Source organism: Bacillus sp. MYb78 (assembly GCF_002975115.1).
Taxonomy (GTDB): Bacteria; Bacillota; Bacilli; order Bacillales; family Bacillaceae_G; genus Bacillus_A; species Bacillus_A cereus.
Genome location: NZ_PCOB01000023.1, coordinates 68,684 through 83,097, shown reverse-complemented (window position 1 = coordinate 83,097; position 14,414 = coordinate 68,684). Strand labels below are relative to the sequence as shown.

The window sequence follows — 14,414 nt, the reverse complement described above, 5'->3', positions numbered from 1 at the left end:
GAAAATGTACATATTTATTCAAGCGTTAATGTACATATTTAAGTTAGCATTTATATATATCATCTTGCTGAACATAGAAAATGGTCGTAATTATTTGGGGTTTACCATGGTTGTTCCACTTTTAGCTGTTATTTTATTTCAAAAATTATTTAAGAAACAAAACTTAGTTCACACATTTGGATTTTCACGTCCCAAAATAAAAACACTAATTTTCTCCATATTATTGCCACTACTTCTAGGACTATGTCTCCATTTCTATTTTTATAATGATGATATAAAGTTCTTATATCATCATTGGAATGAATTAGGATTTCTCTTGCTCGTTGGTCTTACAGTCGGATTTTTATCTGCATTATTAGAAGAGATTATATGGCGTGGGAATTTTCATTACTATTTACGAAAAAAATATTCATTCAAACAAACAGCTATTATTATAGCTTTTCTCTGGTCTTTATGGCATATTCCAGTAGCAATCTTTTATAAAAACTATGAGTTTTGGTTTGTAGGAATATTAAGTTATCTTGCTTTATTATTTATATTATCTATCATTTTGACGTACACAAGGGAATATGGTGGTTCCGTAATATCACCAGCAATTTTACATGGTATGTTTAATGTATTTTATTTAACAGATGTAGTACAAAACAAGTGGGATGCCAGCCTAATAGAATTAATTAAATTTACCTTACTAGCAATTGTGCTGGGCACGATGTATCTTATACTGCACAAAGTTAAAAAATAGTTAAACAGCTAAGAAAAAAGATGTTTCTTCTTTTAGTTGAAAGCAGCCTTAATAGATTAAAAAGTACTTCAACACCTTGCAATTATTTAATAATCGTATAGGTGTTGAAGTTTTATAATCTTAGTTACATAACTTTGTTAACACCACACTTTTTTCTATCATGAAGTACAAAACAAGTTTAACTAAACCTTTCATTCTTATTTTCATAAAAATACCCATATTAATCTTTTAAATAAGGAAGTATGTATCCTTTAACTAACTCCCATCTATCCCGTGCATTCGGCATAACTTCAGAAGTAATTACTACAACCAATTCCTTCTCTGGAATACAACAAATCATATTCCCACCATCACCCATTGCACAATACGAATAGACACCCTCTTCTTCTCGTAACCACCATAAATAACCATATTGATTTTGGTTCATTTCTGTCGATTCTTTTATCCATGATTTTGATAGTATTTGTTTTCCATTATGAATACCTTCATTCAAATAAATCTGTGCAAACTTCGCCATATCTCTAACCGTTAACGTTAGTCCCCAGCCGCCCGTCGAAATACCATTTGGATCGTGAACCCATCCTTTCACATCTTTTCCGAATAAGTCATCAAATCCAAATGCTTTCATATTATAGTTTGGAATTTCTCTCATGCCCAGTGGCTGAAATAAGTATTCATTCGCAAATTCACGCGCATTTTTTCCTGTTGCGTTCGTTATGAACGCTGATAGTATATGAGCTCCTGCAGATGAATATTTAAAAGATCCAATTTCTCCGCCGCTTCCTATCCTATTTAACGTATATTGTATCCAATCTTGTTGTGTACATAGTTCTTCTAACGGTTCCTGCCAGTCTACGAATGGATGTGGAGCTGTCATCGTTAGAAGATGGCTTACTGTTACTTCAGATGAATTAACGTTATATTCCGGGAAAAATTCTATTACTCTTTGATCAACGCTTTTTATATAGCCCTTATCTATACATATCCCAATTAGCGCAGAGATTATCGTTTTTGTGACTGACGCTATGTGAAATGCATCATCTGGACCGTAACCGTTATAATATTTTTCAAAAATAACATTACCTTTCTGCACTACTAACATACCATTCATATTTTCATATTCTTCTTTTATAATCTGATCTAACTTTTCAGCAGTTTTCATTATTCCTTCCCCTTTAACCAATAATTAAAAAGGTTCGATAGGTACATATATATCAACTAAATGTTTATGCTTTGGATGCTGCTTTGGATCATTTCTATATACTTCAAAAGGATACGAGTCTCTCGGTTTATATCCGCTATTTGGCAGCCATTCACCGTATAAGAAATCCCATGCTCCTTTATATTCATCTTGGAATATTTCAAAATGTCCTACTGCATATTTTCCAGAAGGTATTACCATTATTCCAACGTCGTTCGTTTCTACTGTGGATTCATCTGAAATTGTTACACATAGACTTGTTCTTAAATGATAGTCCTCAGTAAATTCATGATGATCGTGGTAAATGGTTAATACTTTCGTATCCTCAAATACATGATAGTTTTCCTCTGCTGCGTAATGAAATAATTTCTCTATCATGTTTGGAAAAGCTAGCGTTAACTCTTCATATGTACCGATATGTCTTATGTATGCGACGTTTATATCGTCCGCTGTTACAATTTCAACATTTCCTCGAACCTTCTTACATTCATTGTATTGAGGAATTCCCCTTACGTCTTTGCAATTCTTGCTATTGTGATTTCGATATTGAGACGGACTTACTCCGTAATAATTTTTAAATGTACGGGAGAAAACTGCTGAATCTGTGAAACCAAAATGGTAAGCGATATCCGTAATCGTCATATCCAATCGATATGTAAGAAGGTTTGTTGCCCTTTCTAACTTCAATCGATTTACATATCGTGATAACGGCTCGTCTACTATTCCTTTAAAAATTCGATGAAAATGAAACTTTGAAAATCCTGCTATATCCGCTAGCTCTTCAATGGATAGTAAACTGTCTATGTTTGATTCTATATAATCTTGAACTGTATGTATGCGTCTTACATACTCATTTCTACTTTGTTTATTCTCCATACTTTTATCTCCTCATCACAAAAAGACTAACAACACGTTAGCCTCTCTTTACACATTTTTCAAAAATAACACTCTACTCCCGCCGTTCCCATCATAATTTGTATGTACCGATACACCCTCTATCTCATCATCCCCAGCCTCAATTTGAAAGCCAATCTCCCTATGAAACTGTATTGATTTTTTATTTACTGATGACGTGATTGCTTTTACAACTTTACGGTTATTTGCACGAGCGATATCAAAGAAATAAGAATACAATGTCGATGCAATTCCTCTTCTTCTATACTTCGGATTCACACCGATAAAATGAACGTATGCTTCATCTTTATATGTTTGTGAAAAAAAACCGCATAAGAAACCTAACGTTTCTCCCTCTTCTTCAATAATAAAACTCGTTTCTTGAAAGTGAATGAAGAACAATTTTGGCAACATGGCAGCCATGTCTCTCCCGCCCCACCAATCATTTAAAACAGAATGAATCTTTACATAATCTTCCCCTTGGATGTTTCTTACTCGCATATGTTTCTCCCTCTCACTCACTTCATTTTTTCATAAATTTTAATGACTGTTTCTACTAATAGGATGAATACCCATATCCCGCAAAATACGAGAACTGACTGAAATATAGAACCTAGCATAACAATACTTATTAAACCTAATTCTGATCCTGAAATGGACATTTCATCAAACCCCAGGTTATGTATAAATGGACCAGTTGAAAAAGCCATTAAAATAGATCCTATTAAATAAATCACACTCATTATTTTTAATATTTTTATAGAAAGATACGAAGTTTGTTTTTCTTCCACTTGTGATAATTCGATTTCTCCACTCGCAATTCCTTTTTGCAAACAGTCCTCACATAGAAATTCTTCCTTAATTTTTTTACCACCGTGCAATGTACCTGTAATTTCTTTACAGCGCGAACACTTTCGATTTATCATTTTGTTATCACTCCAATCTCGTAAGATTATACTTATACAATTCTATTTTTACCTTATTATTCCTTTTGTGTATTTTATAGAGAGGTGACGTGTTTTATGATATCTAAACTTATTTTTGGTTATAAAAAGCCTACTGAGCAATATGTATTACGGCCTAGTTGTTATGCAATTATTTTTAACTCAACTTCTTCAAACATTGCTATTATCCAAAAAGGAGACCGTTATTTTTTACCTGGTGGCGGTATGGAAGGTACCGAAACAAAAGATGAATGCTTACATCGTGAACTACTAGAGGAATTAGGATGGGTAATTGAAATTAATCAATATATCGGTAATGCAATGCGATATTTTTATGCGGAAAAAGAAGATACTTATTATTTAAACGATGGGTTCTTTTATATTGCGAACATGGTGCAGACACAAACTGAAAACTGTGAGGAAGATCATGTTTTGCGGTGGATGTCTCCTTTACTTGCTGTAGAGCTTCTCATTCATGATCATCAAAAATGGGCTGTTGAACAAGCGCTTTTATTACAAAAACCAAAAGGATCTCCTTCTATATGAAAGAGATCCTTTTTATTGTTAACTTACTTTTTTCAAATTGAGAGCTGGCTTTTGAATTCCACCCTTTTTTACAACATATAAACCGATAAAGATTATAAGTCCGCCAACGAGTTGCATTATGTTGATTTGCTCTCCGATAGTTACTGCCGCGAAGATAACTGCGAACAATGGTACAAGATACATATAAACCATTACTTTCGTTGAGCCTATTTTACTAATACCGACATACCACATTGCAAGTCCGAAGATTGTCGCGAAGACGATTGAATATGCTAGAGACCCCCAGCTTGGCATGTCTACTGGCCACGTTAATGTATTTACGTTGAATAAACAATATACAACGAGAGGTACAATTCCAATTAAAGTTGACCAAGATGTGACTCTCATTGCGGAATATTTTGTTATAAGAGGTTGCGCTAATATTGGGTACCATCCCCACGCAATCGCTGCGACTAATCCAATTATGTTTCCGAGCCACGCATATTCGTAAGTAGCTCCTCCTGTATGCCCTGTTAATAAAACGAATGCTGCACCAACAAAGGCCACTATTGAACCAATTTGTACTTTCATCGAAAAACGTTCTTGTTTGTGCAATACTGCTAATATCCCTGTAAAAATAGGTGACATTGCAATTAATAATGAGGCGTTTGTTGCTGAAGTATATTTCACAGATAGCATAAACATCGTTTGATACATTGTTGTACCAACGATACCGACTGCTACTAATCGTAACCAATCTTTTCTTTCAATACGTAATGAGCGTTCCATCATAAAAGTGATAAGTAATAATACCGGTGATGCTACTAAAAATCGTAAACTATTAAATTGAATGGATGACATAAATGCCACTCCATACTTTCCTATTGTATAATTTGCTCCCCATACTAATGCAACTGATACTAGGAGCCATTCCATTTGCCATCGTTTCATCCGAATCTCCCCTTCCCTATTTAGCATAGTAAAATTGGCTGGATATAACACCGTCCAATTGGCTGTTTTTTTACCCAGCCAATTTGCTATACTTGATGTATATAAGAGATACGGAGGCGTTTTTTATGGAATGGAAACTAGATAGTGACAGTAAAATCCCTATTTATCAGCAAGTTGTTGACTTTATTGAAAAACGTATTACATATGGAGAACTTCCTCCAGGAAGCTTCCTCCCTTCAGAACGGAAATTAGCTACGCAGTTAAATGTAAACAGAAGTACAGTAACGACTGCTTATAATGAACTACGTGCTATGGGAATTGTAGAGAGTACGACTGGTAAAGGAACACGAGTGAGTACACATATGTGGGGTGTTTCTCCAACATTAACGCCGAACTGGAGAAATTTCGTAGAAGGTGGTACTTTTTTACCAAACTTACCACTACTTCGCCATATTCGGGCAGAAGTACAACAAAATGAAAATATTATTGATTTTGCAAACGGAGAGCTCGGTTGTAATCTTTATCCCCACGATCAACTACAAGCGATTTTACGTGAACAACCGTTAACGCATTCATTAAGTTACGATCATCCGCAAGGCTATCTCCCGCTAAGACAAGCGGTCGTAAAATATATGAAGGAATATTTAAAAGTTGAGGCGACTGAACAATCCATTATGATTACATCTGGCGCACAGCAAGCACTTCACCTTATCGTGCAATGTTTATTAAATCCAGGTGATGCTGTTGCTTTCGAAAGTCCTTCACACTGTTATTCCCTGCCTCTATTCCAATCAGCAGGTATTCGTATTTTCCCATTACCTGTTGATGAACATGGGATTAACCCAGATGATGTACAGGAGTTATATAGAAAACACCGTATTAAAATGATTTTTTTAAATCCAAATTTCCAAAACCCTACGGGGACGATGCTTCATCCAAACCGTAGAAAAAAACTATTATCACTTTGTGCAGACTTACGAATTGCGATTGTGGAAGATGATCCGTCTAGTTTACTTACGCTAGAAAAGAAACAACCTTGCCCTACTTTGAAATCAATTGATGAAAATGGAACTGTCATTTATGTACATTCTTTATCAAAAATGATTGCACCAGGCTTACGAGTTGGTTGGCTCGTTGCCCCGCAGTCTGTAGTAGAAAGGTTATCCGACGCAAGGCACCAAATGGAATTAGGTATGAGCATTTTCCCACAGTGGCTTATGCAACAATTTTTTGAAACTGTACCATTTCAGTCGCATATCGTACCGTTACGAAAACAACTAGCAGAAAAAAGAGACGTTATCGTTCGTGCCCTAAACGAGCAACTTCATGATAAAATCTCTTTTTCAAACCCTACTGGTGGTATATACATTTGGGGGAAATTAAAAGAACCTATAAACGAAAAACAACTCATTATGCAAAGTTTAAAACAAGAAATTGCTTTTATGCCAGGTAGTATTTTCGGTGCGAAAGATGGTTATATACGTTTATCTTATGGAAAAGTGGATATTGATCAAATTGCGGAAGGTATTTCTCGTTTACGCCAGGCTATTTTGGTATGTGAAAATAACTTTAAATAAAGCTTTCTCGTTTGACAAAACCTAAATCTACCATTATTATCAACTCGAACCTATTTATAGGAGTGATAAAATGAAGATTTACGTTGATGCAGATGCTTGTCCTGTAAAAGATGTGATTATTTTTGAGGCTACGAATGTGGAAATTCCTGTTACCCTCGTTACTAGTTTTTCACATTATTCTAATGCAGAGCAGCCAAAAGGTGTCGAAACAATTTATGTTGATTCTGGAGCAGATGCTGCAGATTACCGAATTATGCAGTTAGCAAAAAAAGAAGATTTAATCGTAACACAAGATTACGGTCTTGCTTCGCTCGCTTTAGCAAAAGGCTGTATCGTTCTACACCATAAAGGCTATAAGTATACGAATGATAACATTGAACAATTGTTACAAACACGATATTTAAGTGCAATGGTTCGAAAAAGTGGTAAACGTACAAAGGGACCGAAACCATTTACAGCAGAAGATAAAGAGAAATTTAGAGCACTCTTTAAAAGTATGATCTCACTTTAAAAATGAATCGTCTATTTGCTAGGAAAACTTCGCAAAACAAAGAAGAGAATATCGTAATGTACATTCTCTTCTTGAGGTTTACCCGTTTAAAATGAAGGTAAATTATCTAAGTTATTTTCTTTTATTCCATCCGGTTCACTACGTATAATATCTCTGCCATACTTATGAAATACGTCCACATGAGCTAACTTCCCTGATTTTGCTTCATTAAGAGCAGTCATATAATCTAACTCTCTCCCGCTACTTGTTTTAAACGCTATTAAATCTCCATCATCATTTTTACGAACAGCAACAATTTGTTCTGCTCCTGAATTGACTTCATGGCCTATTTCAAATTGAGCTCGTTCGTCTCCTTGATGTAAATAATCATTATACCCTTTTTCAAAGTCTTTTTTGTCCATAAAACTCACCTCCAACACATTTTATTAGTATGGTTGGGAGGTAGTGGTTTTATGTACTTTTCTCTTAGAAAAACGTATTTTTAATACCTACGCAACCCTTTCAAAGTCTCCAATATATCATCTGTAAAGGATGTGCTACCCTTTGTCTCTAAAACTCTAAAATATAAACTTCTTAAGAAAGCTCTAATATTTTGTACTAAAATAGCATGCTGCGGATGTCGGATGTCTTCAACAGTTGCTATACTATGTAACCAGTTGCTCCACTCTTCTTCAGTTAAAAGCTTTTGGTTATGTAACGACATAATTGGCTTTACTAATCTCTCATCCTCAAAGTGTACATATACGTAATCACTCAATCGAACCTTCTGACGAACAGCCGCAAGAATCGCATATGAGAACTCACGATTTTGGATTGTACGTGCTAAAGCGTCGAGCGCATCTGCTGCATGTGCAGTAGAGTGTGCCCAGCCTTTTCCTTCTACGTAGCCCCTTACATCTTCTTCTAAATATACATATTCCAACACTTGTTCTGCCACACTGTACAATTGTTCTTCCGATAACAACGGTTCTCTTTCATGAACAGATAAAATAAGTGGTGGAATTAATACGGAGAATGCACGTTTAAAAACAGAGTCTGTTCCCTTTTCACCAATTTTATAAAATAAATAATCAGGGCTAATTGCTTGTAACATTAATCCTCTTAACTCTTTTTGTCTAAATACATCATTTGTAATCCATGTGTGAAGCGTACTATAAATTAAATCATCACGTAATTCAGCATCAGGTGATCCGATATAATCTAGCATCCACTGCGCATATGGATATGCATCTACGTCTTCTGGTACAGCATAATTATTATTTTTAATTTGTAGTAGTTCTTCTTTTAGTTCTAGTACTTCTGTCATTTTTTTATCCCCTTTAAATTTCTCTTCCTAAATTATTCCCTATTAGTATCATAAAATTAAACCCATTCTTAACGCAATATAAAATGGAATCATTAATTATCTTCACTATGTAACAGTTCTTCCAATGTTGCTTTAACTTCTTCTTCTAATTCATTAATCGTTCCGCTATAAAGTGTTCCTATGCTACTACTTTTTCGATATCCTTGGTAATAATACCAAAGCGAAATAGTACAGACTTCCCATGATTTTGAAGCATCATATTCAAAATTAATTTCTGATCTATATTCATACTCTAAACAATTCTTAGATGTTAGTTCTTCTAATTCATCACCGTCTATATCTCTTTTAATTGACAGCTTCAAATTTAATTTACCATTTTGCGCAAAACGTTCTTCATATATTTTTTGATACTTACTGCAAATGTCTTCACTTATACTCTCTAGTTCCATTATTTTTTGTTTTAACTGTTCATTTATCTGTTCATTTTTGATTTCTAAATATTGTCCATCCTTCTCTTCATTCACTTTATTATTTTTTTGAAACCATCTAAACAAATGTTCATTCCCCCTATATAAACTGTATTAATGTCTTTTAAATAGAACTACTGGATCATCAAATTTACTATTTTCAAATAAAACATCTGCAAGTTCTTTCGGATTATGCTCATCTATATACATCTTACAGGCCGCATGATATCTGTTCAAAAACATCTTCTCTGCTTCTTCATAACTTCCAAAAGCTTCAGTTTCCCGCTTCGCACCACGTTTTCTCGCAATCTCAAAATTTGTATCTACAAAGATTTTGTAATCAAATAAATACGCAACGTCTTTTTTCAATAGAAACGTTCCATCTACTATTAATATCATATTTTGCGTGGCCAATAGCGGCTCATTATGTACAGACATATCCGTTATTAAGTTATGAGAAATCGTTTCATACTGTAAAGTCCCGTTAGGTCCTAAAGGCATTAATAATCTTTCTTTGAAAGCTGTATAATCGTGTGCATCTTCATAATACCCTCTTGCAGATTCTTTTCCTTTTGCATAGCGAATCACTCTTGGATTATGAAAATCATCAATGCTTGCGCGTGTTACTGGTAATCCTCGTTTTTTTATTTCTTCCGCTAATTCGTTTGCAAATGTTGTTTTTCCTGATGCTGTAATACCACTTACTCCAACTCTTGTTGGATAGGTTAAGTTTAGCTTTACAATATGATCTGCAATTTCTTTGATTCGTTGTTTTCGGTTCATGATATCTCCCTTTATAATTAGTTTACATAATATAATTATAAGTAACAATCCATGTCACTATTTGACGGTAAATTGATATCCTTTGTCGAATCGTTGATATATTTTAAGTTATGATAGATATATTTGAAAAATTGTTGATATATTATTAGCTTACTTCCCCTTAAACCCCCGATATAAGGCCGTCCGTAACTCTTGCTTATACTCTTCAATTTCTGGCATTTCGAGTTCTTCTGCTAATCTGATAGCTAATTCAATATCATACGGTACTCGTACAAGTTGAATAGAAAAGCTCGCCGCTTCGTTTTCATTATATGTTCCTTCAAATATTAAATAGGAAGCTTGCGTTATTTCAAGTGGGTTTCCTACGCTACCGGCATTACATAACGTTTTCCCTCTGAAATTTTGAACGAACGCTTGGTGAACGTCACCGTAACAAACGACATCTGGTTTTCTTTCCCCTTCTATATTTTCAGTCAAATCACTATTTTCGAACATACTAATACGCTCTTCTCTTGAAGCGTGTGGTTGAATTCTTTCATATAAACTTCTCGGTGAGGCGTGGAACATACGAATGAGTTTGCCGCTCATAAAAAATTCGATTGAAAATGGTAAACTTCTTAAATAGTCGTTTTGTTCTTCTGATAATTGTTTTTGATGCCATTTTAATGCTTCAAATTCAGTCGGCTTTGTAATAAAATCATCCCAGTTTCCCATTACGACTACTTCACATTCTTTACGAATGATTTCAATTGCTTCACTGGAATGAGGTCCTTTTCCTACTAAATCTCCAAGACAAATAATGCGCTCGATTCCTCTTAATTTAATATCATTTAACACGGATTCTAATGCTTGAATATTACCGTGAATATCTGAAATTACTGCTATTTTATCCATATAAATTACTCCTTTATTTATTAAATTCACTTGATTGATACCATTTTGGAATATAAGATGAAAAATGATTATGATCTTCTAAAATTCCATTTAATCTTTCCTTCATATCATCTAATAAATATGGTGTGCTTCGGTTTGTCCATACGATATCAGCCGGGAATATCATTGCTGCATATAATGAGTACAGTTTCCAAAAATGTAGATCAGGTTCTCCTCCGCAATAACCGTGAACTTGTCCAACCGCAAATGGTTTGCTTATATTCGTTGTAAATAGTGCTACTTTATAAAAATCATGAATAGGATCACCAATATCGAATCTAGCAAAATCAATGACAGCCCGAAACTCATTTTGGTCAATCATTATATTAGCCGGATGAAAATCGTCATGTAAAAATACGATGGGACGATTTTTTAATAAATCTTTATGATTTCCTACAAAATCTATCACTGTATTTAAACGAAAAAAGTCTACTTCATATTCTTTCAACGCTTCTAAGTATCTCTCATATTTACTCCATATAGACATTTCCCATGAATTACTTTTATCTTCTTTTTCAACTAAATGAATCTTTTTTAGTACTTCTCCAGCCTTTTTTCCAGCCCTATACTGCTCTTCTGTAGACAACGTTCTTAATATATCTTCACCATCTAATCCATCAATCCATTCAAAAACTTGTACACATTTATTGAATTTAGTAAGACTAATAAAATGAATTAATTTTGGCATAGGAATATGTAAAGAATCTAGCTGCTGCATATATTCATATTCTTCCTGCTTCCGTTCAAAATATGATGAATCGCATACTTTAATAAAATACGAGGCCCCACTCTCTAATTCAATTTTATATTTCTCATCGAATGAAAAGCCTTTTGAAATAACAGTCGCTTTTAACATACGAGGCCATTCTAGTTTTCTCTCTATCTCTCTAAGCATTTCTTCCACAACATTCACCTCTATTAATATATGTACAAACTACCTAGCACTTCATGCTCTCGTTTATTTCCACCTGTAAACTCTACTGCAAATGGATTTTCGCCATTCTTATTCAAATGTTCTAGCACTAGCCCTTCTTCAATCGGTTCACAAAACTGTACATGAATATCTCCAAACACTACACTTTGACACTCAGCATTCCATTTTTCATTTTTCACAACTGAGCTTGTAGATAGTCCCATTACTTCTTTCCATTTCCGCACCGTTTCTCGAACGTTTTTCACTGCATAATGGATCGTTTCAATTTGTTGTACTTTGTTTTTATGTTCCGTAATCGTTCCAATGTTACGTAAATCATTTCTTCTTTCTTCGTCCGTTTCATTCCACTGTATAAAGAAAGGTAATTTCAGTCCTTTCTCTTCTTGCTTAACAAATAACATTTTCCATTCTAAAAGCCGGCCATCTTTTCTCATGCGTTTCCCTTCAAATGGCCCTATCGTATGTAAGCCGTGCTTCTTAAAGTTAACTACTAGCTCCTCAATTGCATCTGTTCGGATTGCGATTTGTAGCATTCCTTCTCCATTTTGTAGTTTCACCACTGTTTCTTGTACTAATGGATTTTCTGCTTCTTTCGCTTTTTCTTCATGTTGAACTGCTAAAAATTCTATGTATGATAAGTCAAAATAACTTAAACTATTCCAAGTACCCCAGTTCGTATGCTCTCCGCCTAATACAGTATGAAATCCAAGTTCCTGCATTTGTTTTGCCGCTTCCTCCGGTGTACCATGAACTGTGTGAACGAGATGATCAAATCGTAACATGTCTTTCTCCCCTTTCTCTCCATCCTTTTATTGTATATTTTATTTTTCTTTCATTCAATTCAAAAACTTTAAAACCTAGTTGATTTATACGATTAATATGTATTATAATGAAACAAATTTAATTATTGCTGATTGGAAAAACCAAAGGCACTTTTCTCATACGGGAAAAGTGTCTTTTTCATTTATTATTACAGGGGGATTATTTATGCAGAAATTAATTGTCTTTGCTATTATCGGATTTTTCGCTCAATTGATCGATGGAGCACTTGGAATGGCGTATGGGGTAACGTCTACTTCACTATTATTAATGTTTGGTATTGCACCGGCTGTAGCTTCCGCGTCCGTTCATTTAGCTGAAGTGGTTACAACTGCAGCTTCTGGCGCATCTCATATCAAATTTGGAAACGTTGATAAATATACAGTTTCCAGGCTTACATTACCTGGGGCAATCGGCGCATTTGTTGGGGCATGTTTTTTAAGTAATTTGCCTGGCGATGTAATCAAACCGTACATTTCCGTATTTTTATTTACTTTAGGGGTTTATATTTTATTACGATTCATCATTCAAAAACAAATTGTCACTTCAAATAAGCGTATGTCTGCAAAACAACTTGTGCCGCTTGGTTTATTCGCTGGATTCGTTGATTCAACTGGTGGCGGTGGTTGGGGGCCGATTACGACGCCTGTTCTTCTAGCAAGAGGAAATGAAGCTAGAAAAGTTATTGGATCTGTAGATACGAGTGAATTTCCTGTTTCACTCGCTGCAACAATTGGCTTCTTCATCTCACTTGGCTGGGAACAAGTAAGCTGGGTTTGGGTATTTGCGTTAATGCTTGGCGGTATTGTCGCAGCTCCAATTGCTGCATGGTTAGTTCGTATCGTTCCAGCACATTTACTTGGGGTATTAGTTGGCGGTCTTATTATCTTTACGAATATACGTACACTGCTTACTACATTTAAAGTGGATCCAACTATTATTTCACTTTCTTACGTTGCAGTTGGTCTTGTCGTTATTATTTCTATTTTCATCGCTGTTCGAAATCATTCCAATCGTCCTAACGCATCAACCGCTGAGTATCCAAATGATCAGAAGCAAATGCTACCATAACTATAAAAAATACCGCCCAATTTAGAGCGGTATTTTTTATTTTTCTATTTTCCAATTAATCATCGTTTCTGTAGCATTTACTCTCTTCATATGTAACTTTTCTAAAACACGAATCGAACTATAATTATCTAGAAGTGTCTCTGCAATTATTGTTTCTACCTCTCCTGTTTTGAAAGCCCAATCGATTAGTTCTCTTACAGCTTCTGTTGCATAGCCCATATTCCAATATTTCTCAATAAATCCATAGCCAATTTCCACTGTTTGATTCTCGTTTGGTTTCCCTTTAAACCCAATATCACCTAAAACGCTATCATCTTCTTTCCGAAGAACATACCACGCCCCCCATGGTAATAAAGCCACATCTTGTTTTACATTCTTTACATGCCCTACAATATGCGGACCGCTATTGTATCCTTGCTCGTTAGCAATTTGAATTCTCTCTTCTGTACACGGCACTATATAGAGCCTTTCTGTTTCTAATTTCATATTGATTTCCCCTTTTCAATTAAACAATACCTCAATTTTACTAAAAATAAAAAGAATATTCATCCTATTCGTTAAATTTATACTTATTCTTTGAAACGAATTTAAGGAATAATCCTCTTTTGATAGTTATGTCGAATTATATTTTTCTGAATTTTCTTTTAATTTAGAGGGTTTTTCAATATTTTTTGCGAAACATTTGTATAACAATTTTTTCTTTGCTTATTGCTACATAATAGTAGGTTCGGGTGGAGTATTGCAAGCGTTTCCTAT

At 34.6% G+C, this 14,414-nt stretch carries 18 protein-coding genes; 5 read left to right on the top strand and 13 right to left on the bottom strand.

The genetic code is table 11. The features are described 5' to 3' along the window. Positions 1–4: 4 nt before the first annotated feature. Positions 5–742 carry a CPBP family intramembrane glutamic endopeptidase gene (locus CQ064_RS27905; RefSeq protein WP_000275257.1) on the top strand — a complete coding sequence of 246 codons (738 nt, stop codon included), beginning with the start codon at positions 5–7 and terminating at the stop codon, positions 740–742. A gap of 220 nt (positions 743–962) precedes the next feature. Here the strand turns inward: CQ064_RS27905 and CQ064_RS27900 are convergent, their stop codons facing one another. Genes CQ064_RS27900 through CQ064_RS27885 form a run of 4 tightly spaced genes read right to left on the bottom strand, consistent with a single transcriptional unit; the run spans position 963 to position 3,763 of the window. Next, on the bottom strand, positions 963–1,904 hold the full coding sequence (locus tag CQ064_RS27900; protein WP_000844654.1) for a serine hydrolase domain-containing protein: 942 nt from the start codon (positions 1,902–1,904) through the stop codon (positions 963–965). Between the two features lie 24 nt (positions 1,905–1,928). After that, complete coding sequence (locus CQ064_RS27895; RefSeq protein WP_000428682.1) at positions 1,929–2,819, bottom strand: AraC family transcriptional regulator; 891 nt, start codon at positions 2,817–2,819, stop codon at positions 1,929–1,931. Between the two features lie 48 nt (positions 2,820–2,867). Continuing rightward, positions 2,868–3,338: a GNAT family N-acetyltransferase gene (locus CQ064_RS27890; RefSeq protein ID WP_001266042.1), complete on the bottom strand. Its 471-nt coding sequence runs from the start codon at positions 3,336–3,338 to the stop codon at positions 2,868–2,870. A gap of 17 nt (positions 3,339–3,355) precedes the next feature. After that, on the bottom strand, positions 3,356–3,763 hold the full coding sequence (locus CQ064_RS27885; RefSeq protein ID WP_000610492.1) for a DUF3980 domain-containing protein: 408 nt from the start codon (positions 3,761–3,763) through the stop codon (positions 3,356–3,358). 96 nt (positions 3,764–3,859) lie between these two features. On the opposite strand from CQ064_RS27885, the gene CQ064_RS27880 reads away from it, so the two are divergent. Further along, the gene (locus CQ064_RS27880; RefSeq protein WP_000623967.1) at positions 3,860–4,327 is read left to right on the top strand and encodes an NUDIX hydrolase; all 468 of its coding nucleotides are present in this window, start codon (positions 3,860–3,862) and stop codon (positions 4,325–4,327) included. An 18-nt stretch (positions 4,328–4,345) separates the two neighbouring features. On the opposite strand, the gene CQ064_RS27875 is transcribed toward CQ064_RS27880, so the two are convergent. Then, positions 4,346–5,257: a DMT family transporter gene (locus CQ064_RS27875; protein WP_000832960.1), complete on the bottom strand. Its 912-nt coding sequence runs from the start codon at positions 5,255–5,257 to the stop codon at positions 4,346–4,348. Positions 5,258–5,382: 125 nt separating this feature from the next. Between CQ064_RS27875 and pdxR the strand changes: the two genes are divergently transcribed. After that, entirely contained in the window at positions 5,383–6,834 is a 1,452-nt protein-coding gene (gene pdxR, locus CQ064_RS27870) for a MocR-like pyridoxine biosynthesis transcription factor PdxR (protein WP_000454918.1), read from the top strand. A 70-nt stretch (positions 6,835–6,904) separates the two neighbouring features. After that, positions 6,905–7,345, top strand: coding sequence for a YaiI/YqxD family protein (locus CQ064_RS27865; RefSeq protein WP_000708772.1), 441 nt, complete (start codon positions 6,905–6,907; stop codon positions 7,343–7,345). Between the two features lie 86 nt (positions 7,346–7,431). On the opposite strand, the gene CQ064_RS27860 is transcribed toward CQ064_RS27865, so the two are convergent. The 7 genes from CQ064_RS27860 to CQ064_RS27830 all read right to left on the bottom strand — a co-directional run bounded on the left by CQ064_RS27860 (position 7,432) and on the right by CQ064_RS27830 (position 12,550). Further along, the gene (locus tag CQ064_RS27860; protein ID WP_000358154.1) at positions 7,432–7,746 is read right to left on the bottom strand and encodes a DUF3892 domain-containing protein; all 315 of its coding nucleotides are present in this window, start codon (positions 7,744–7,746) and stop codon (positions 7,432–7,434) included. An 80-nt stretch (positions 7,747–7,826) separates the two neighbouring features. After that, the gene (locus CQ064_RS27855) at positions 7,827–8,651 is read right to left on the bottom strand and encodes a DUF2785 domain-containing protein (protein ID WP_000141234.1); all 825 of its coding nucleotides are present in this window, start codon (positions 8,649–8,651) and stop codon (positions 7,827–7,829) included. A gap of 92 nt (positions 8,652–8,743) precedes the next feature. Further along, complete coding sequence (locus tag CQ064_RS27850) at positions 8,744–9,205, bottom strand: hypothetical protein (protein WP_000490271.1); 462 nt, start codon at positions 9,203–9,205, stop codon at positions 8,744–8,746. Between the two features lie 27 nt (positions 9,206–9,232). After that, complete coding sequence (locus tag CQ064_RS27845) at positions 9,233–9,901, bottom strand: nucleoside/nucleotide kinase family protein (protein ID WP_001080565.1); 669 nt, start codon at positions 9,899–9,901, stop codon at positions 9,233–9,235. Positions 9,902–10,051: 150 nt separating this feature from the next. Next, positions 10,052–10,795: a metallophosphoesterase family protein gene (locus CQ064_RS27840; protein WP_000357658.1), complete on the bottom strand. Its 744-nt coding sequence runs from the start codon at positions 10,793–10,795 to the stop codon at positions 10,052–10,054. Positions 10,796–10,808: 13 nt separating this feature from the next. Next, positions 10,809–11,738: an aminoglycoside phosphotransferase family protein gene (locus CQ064_RS27835; RefSeq protein ID WP_000392093.1), complete on the bottom strand. Its 930-nt coding sequence runs from the start codon at positions 11,736–11,738 to the stop codon at positions 10,809–10,811. A 14-nt stretch (positions 11,739–11,752) separates the two neighbouring features. Continuing rightward, a complete protein-coding gene (locus tag CQ064_RS27830; RefSeq protein WP_000943372.1) occupies positions 11,753–12,550 on the bottom strand; it encodes a VOC family protein in 798 nt (265 codons plus the stop codon). 205 nt (positions 12,551–12,755) lie between these two features. On the opposite strand from CQ064_RS27830, the gene CQ064_RS27825 reads away from it, so the two are divergent. Next, positions 12,756–13,658 (top strand): sulfite exporter TauE/SafE family protein, encoded by a 903-nt coding sequence (locus CQ064_RS27825; RefSeq protein WP_001170743.1) that lies wholly within the window; start codon positions 12,756–12,758, stop codon positions 13,656–13,658. 36 nt (positions 13,659–13,694) lie between these two features. Here the strand turns inward: CQ064_RS27825 and CQ064_RS27820 are convergent, their stop codons facing one another. After that, positions 13,695–14,144 carry a GNAT family N-acetyltransferase gene (locus CQ064_RS27820; RefSeq protein WP_000764595.1) on the bottom strand — a complete coding sequence of 150 codons (450 nt, stop codon included), beginning with the start codon at positions 14,142–14,144 and terminating at the stop codon, positions 13,695–13,697. Positions 14,145–14,414: the final 270 nt, after the last annotated feature.

Coding starts and splice junctions, on each gene's coding strand:
- CQ064_RS27905 (WP_000275257.1), top strand. CDS start 5: ATGTACATATTTATTCAAGCGTTAATGTACATATTTAAGTTAGCATTT.
- CQ064_RS27900 (WP_000844654.1), bottom strand. CDS start 1,904: ATGAAAACTGCTGAAAAGTTAGATCAGATTATAAAAGAAGAATATGAA.
- CQ064_RS27895 (WP_000428682.1), bottom strand. CDS start 2,819: ATGGAGAATAAACAAAGTAGAAATGAGTATGTAAGACGCATACATACA.
- CQ064_RS27890 (WP_001266042.1), bottom strand. CDS start 3,338: ATGCGAGTAAGAAACATCCAAGGGGAAGATTATGTAAAGATTCATTCT.
- CQ064_RS27885 (WP_000610492.1), bottom strand. CDS start 3,763: ATGATAAATCGAAAGTGTTCGCGCTGTAAAGAAATTACAGGTACATTG.
- CQ064_RS27880 (WP_000623967.1), top strand. CDS start 3,860: ATGATATCTAAACTTATTTTTGGTTATAAAAAGCCTACTGAGCAATAT.
- CQ064_RS27875 (WP_000832960.1), bottom strand. CDS start 5,257: ATGAAACGATGGCAAATGGAATGGCTCCTAGTATCAGTTGCATTAGTA.
- pdxR (WP_000454918.1), top strand. CDS start 5,383: ATGGAATGGAAACTAGATAGTGACAGTAAAATCCCTATTTATCAGCAA.
- CQ064_RS27865 (WP_000708772.1), top strand. CDS start 6,905: ATGAAGATTTACGTTGATGCAGATGCTTGTCCTGTAAAAGATGTGATT.
- CQ064_RS27860 (WP_000358154.1), bottom strand. CDS start 7,746: ATGGACAAAAAAGACTTTGAAAAAGGGTATAATGATTATTTACATCAA.
- CQ064_RS27855 (WP_000141234.1), bottom strand. CDS start 8,651: ATGACAGAAGTACTAGAACTAAAAGAAGAACTACTACAAATTAAAAAT.
- CQ064_RS27845 (WP_001080565.1), bottom strand. CDS start 9,901: ATGAACCGAAAACAACGAATCAAAGAAATTGCAGATCATATTGTAAAG.
- CQ064_RS27840 (WP_000357658.1), bottom strand. CDS start 10,795: ATGGATAAAATAGCAGTAATTTCAGATATTCACGGTAATATTCAAGCA.
- CQ064_RS27830 (WP_000943372.1), bottom strand. CDS start 12,550: ATGTTACGATTTGATCATCTCGTTCACACAGTTCATGGTACACCGGAG.
- CQ064_RS27825 (WP_001170743.1), top strand. CDS start 12,756: ATGCAGAAATTAATTGTCTTTGCTATTATCGGATTTTTCGCTCAATTG.
- CQ064_RS27820 (WP_000764595.1), bottom strand. CDS start 14,144: ATGAAATTAGAAACAGAAAGGCTCTATATAGTGCCGTGTACAGAAGAG.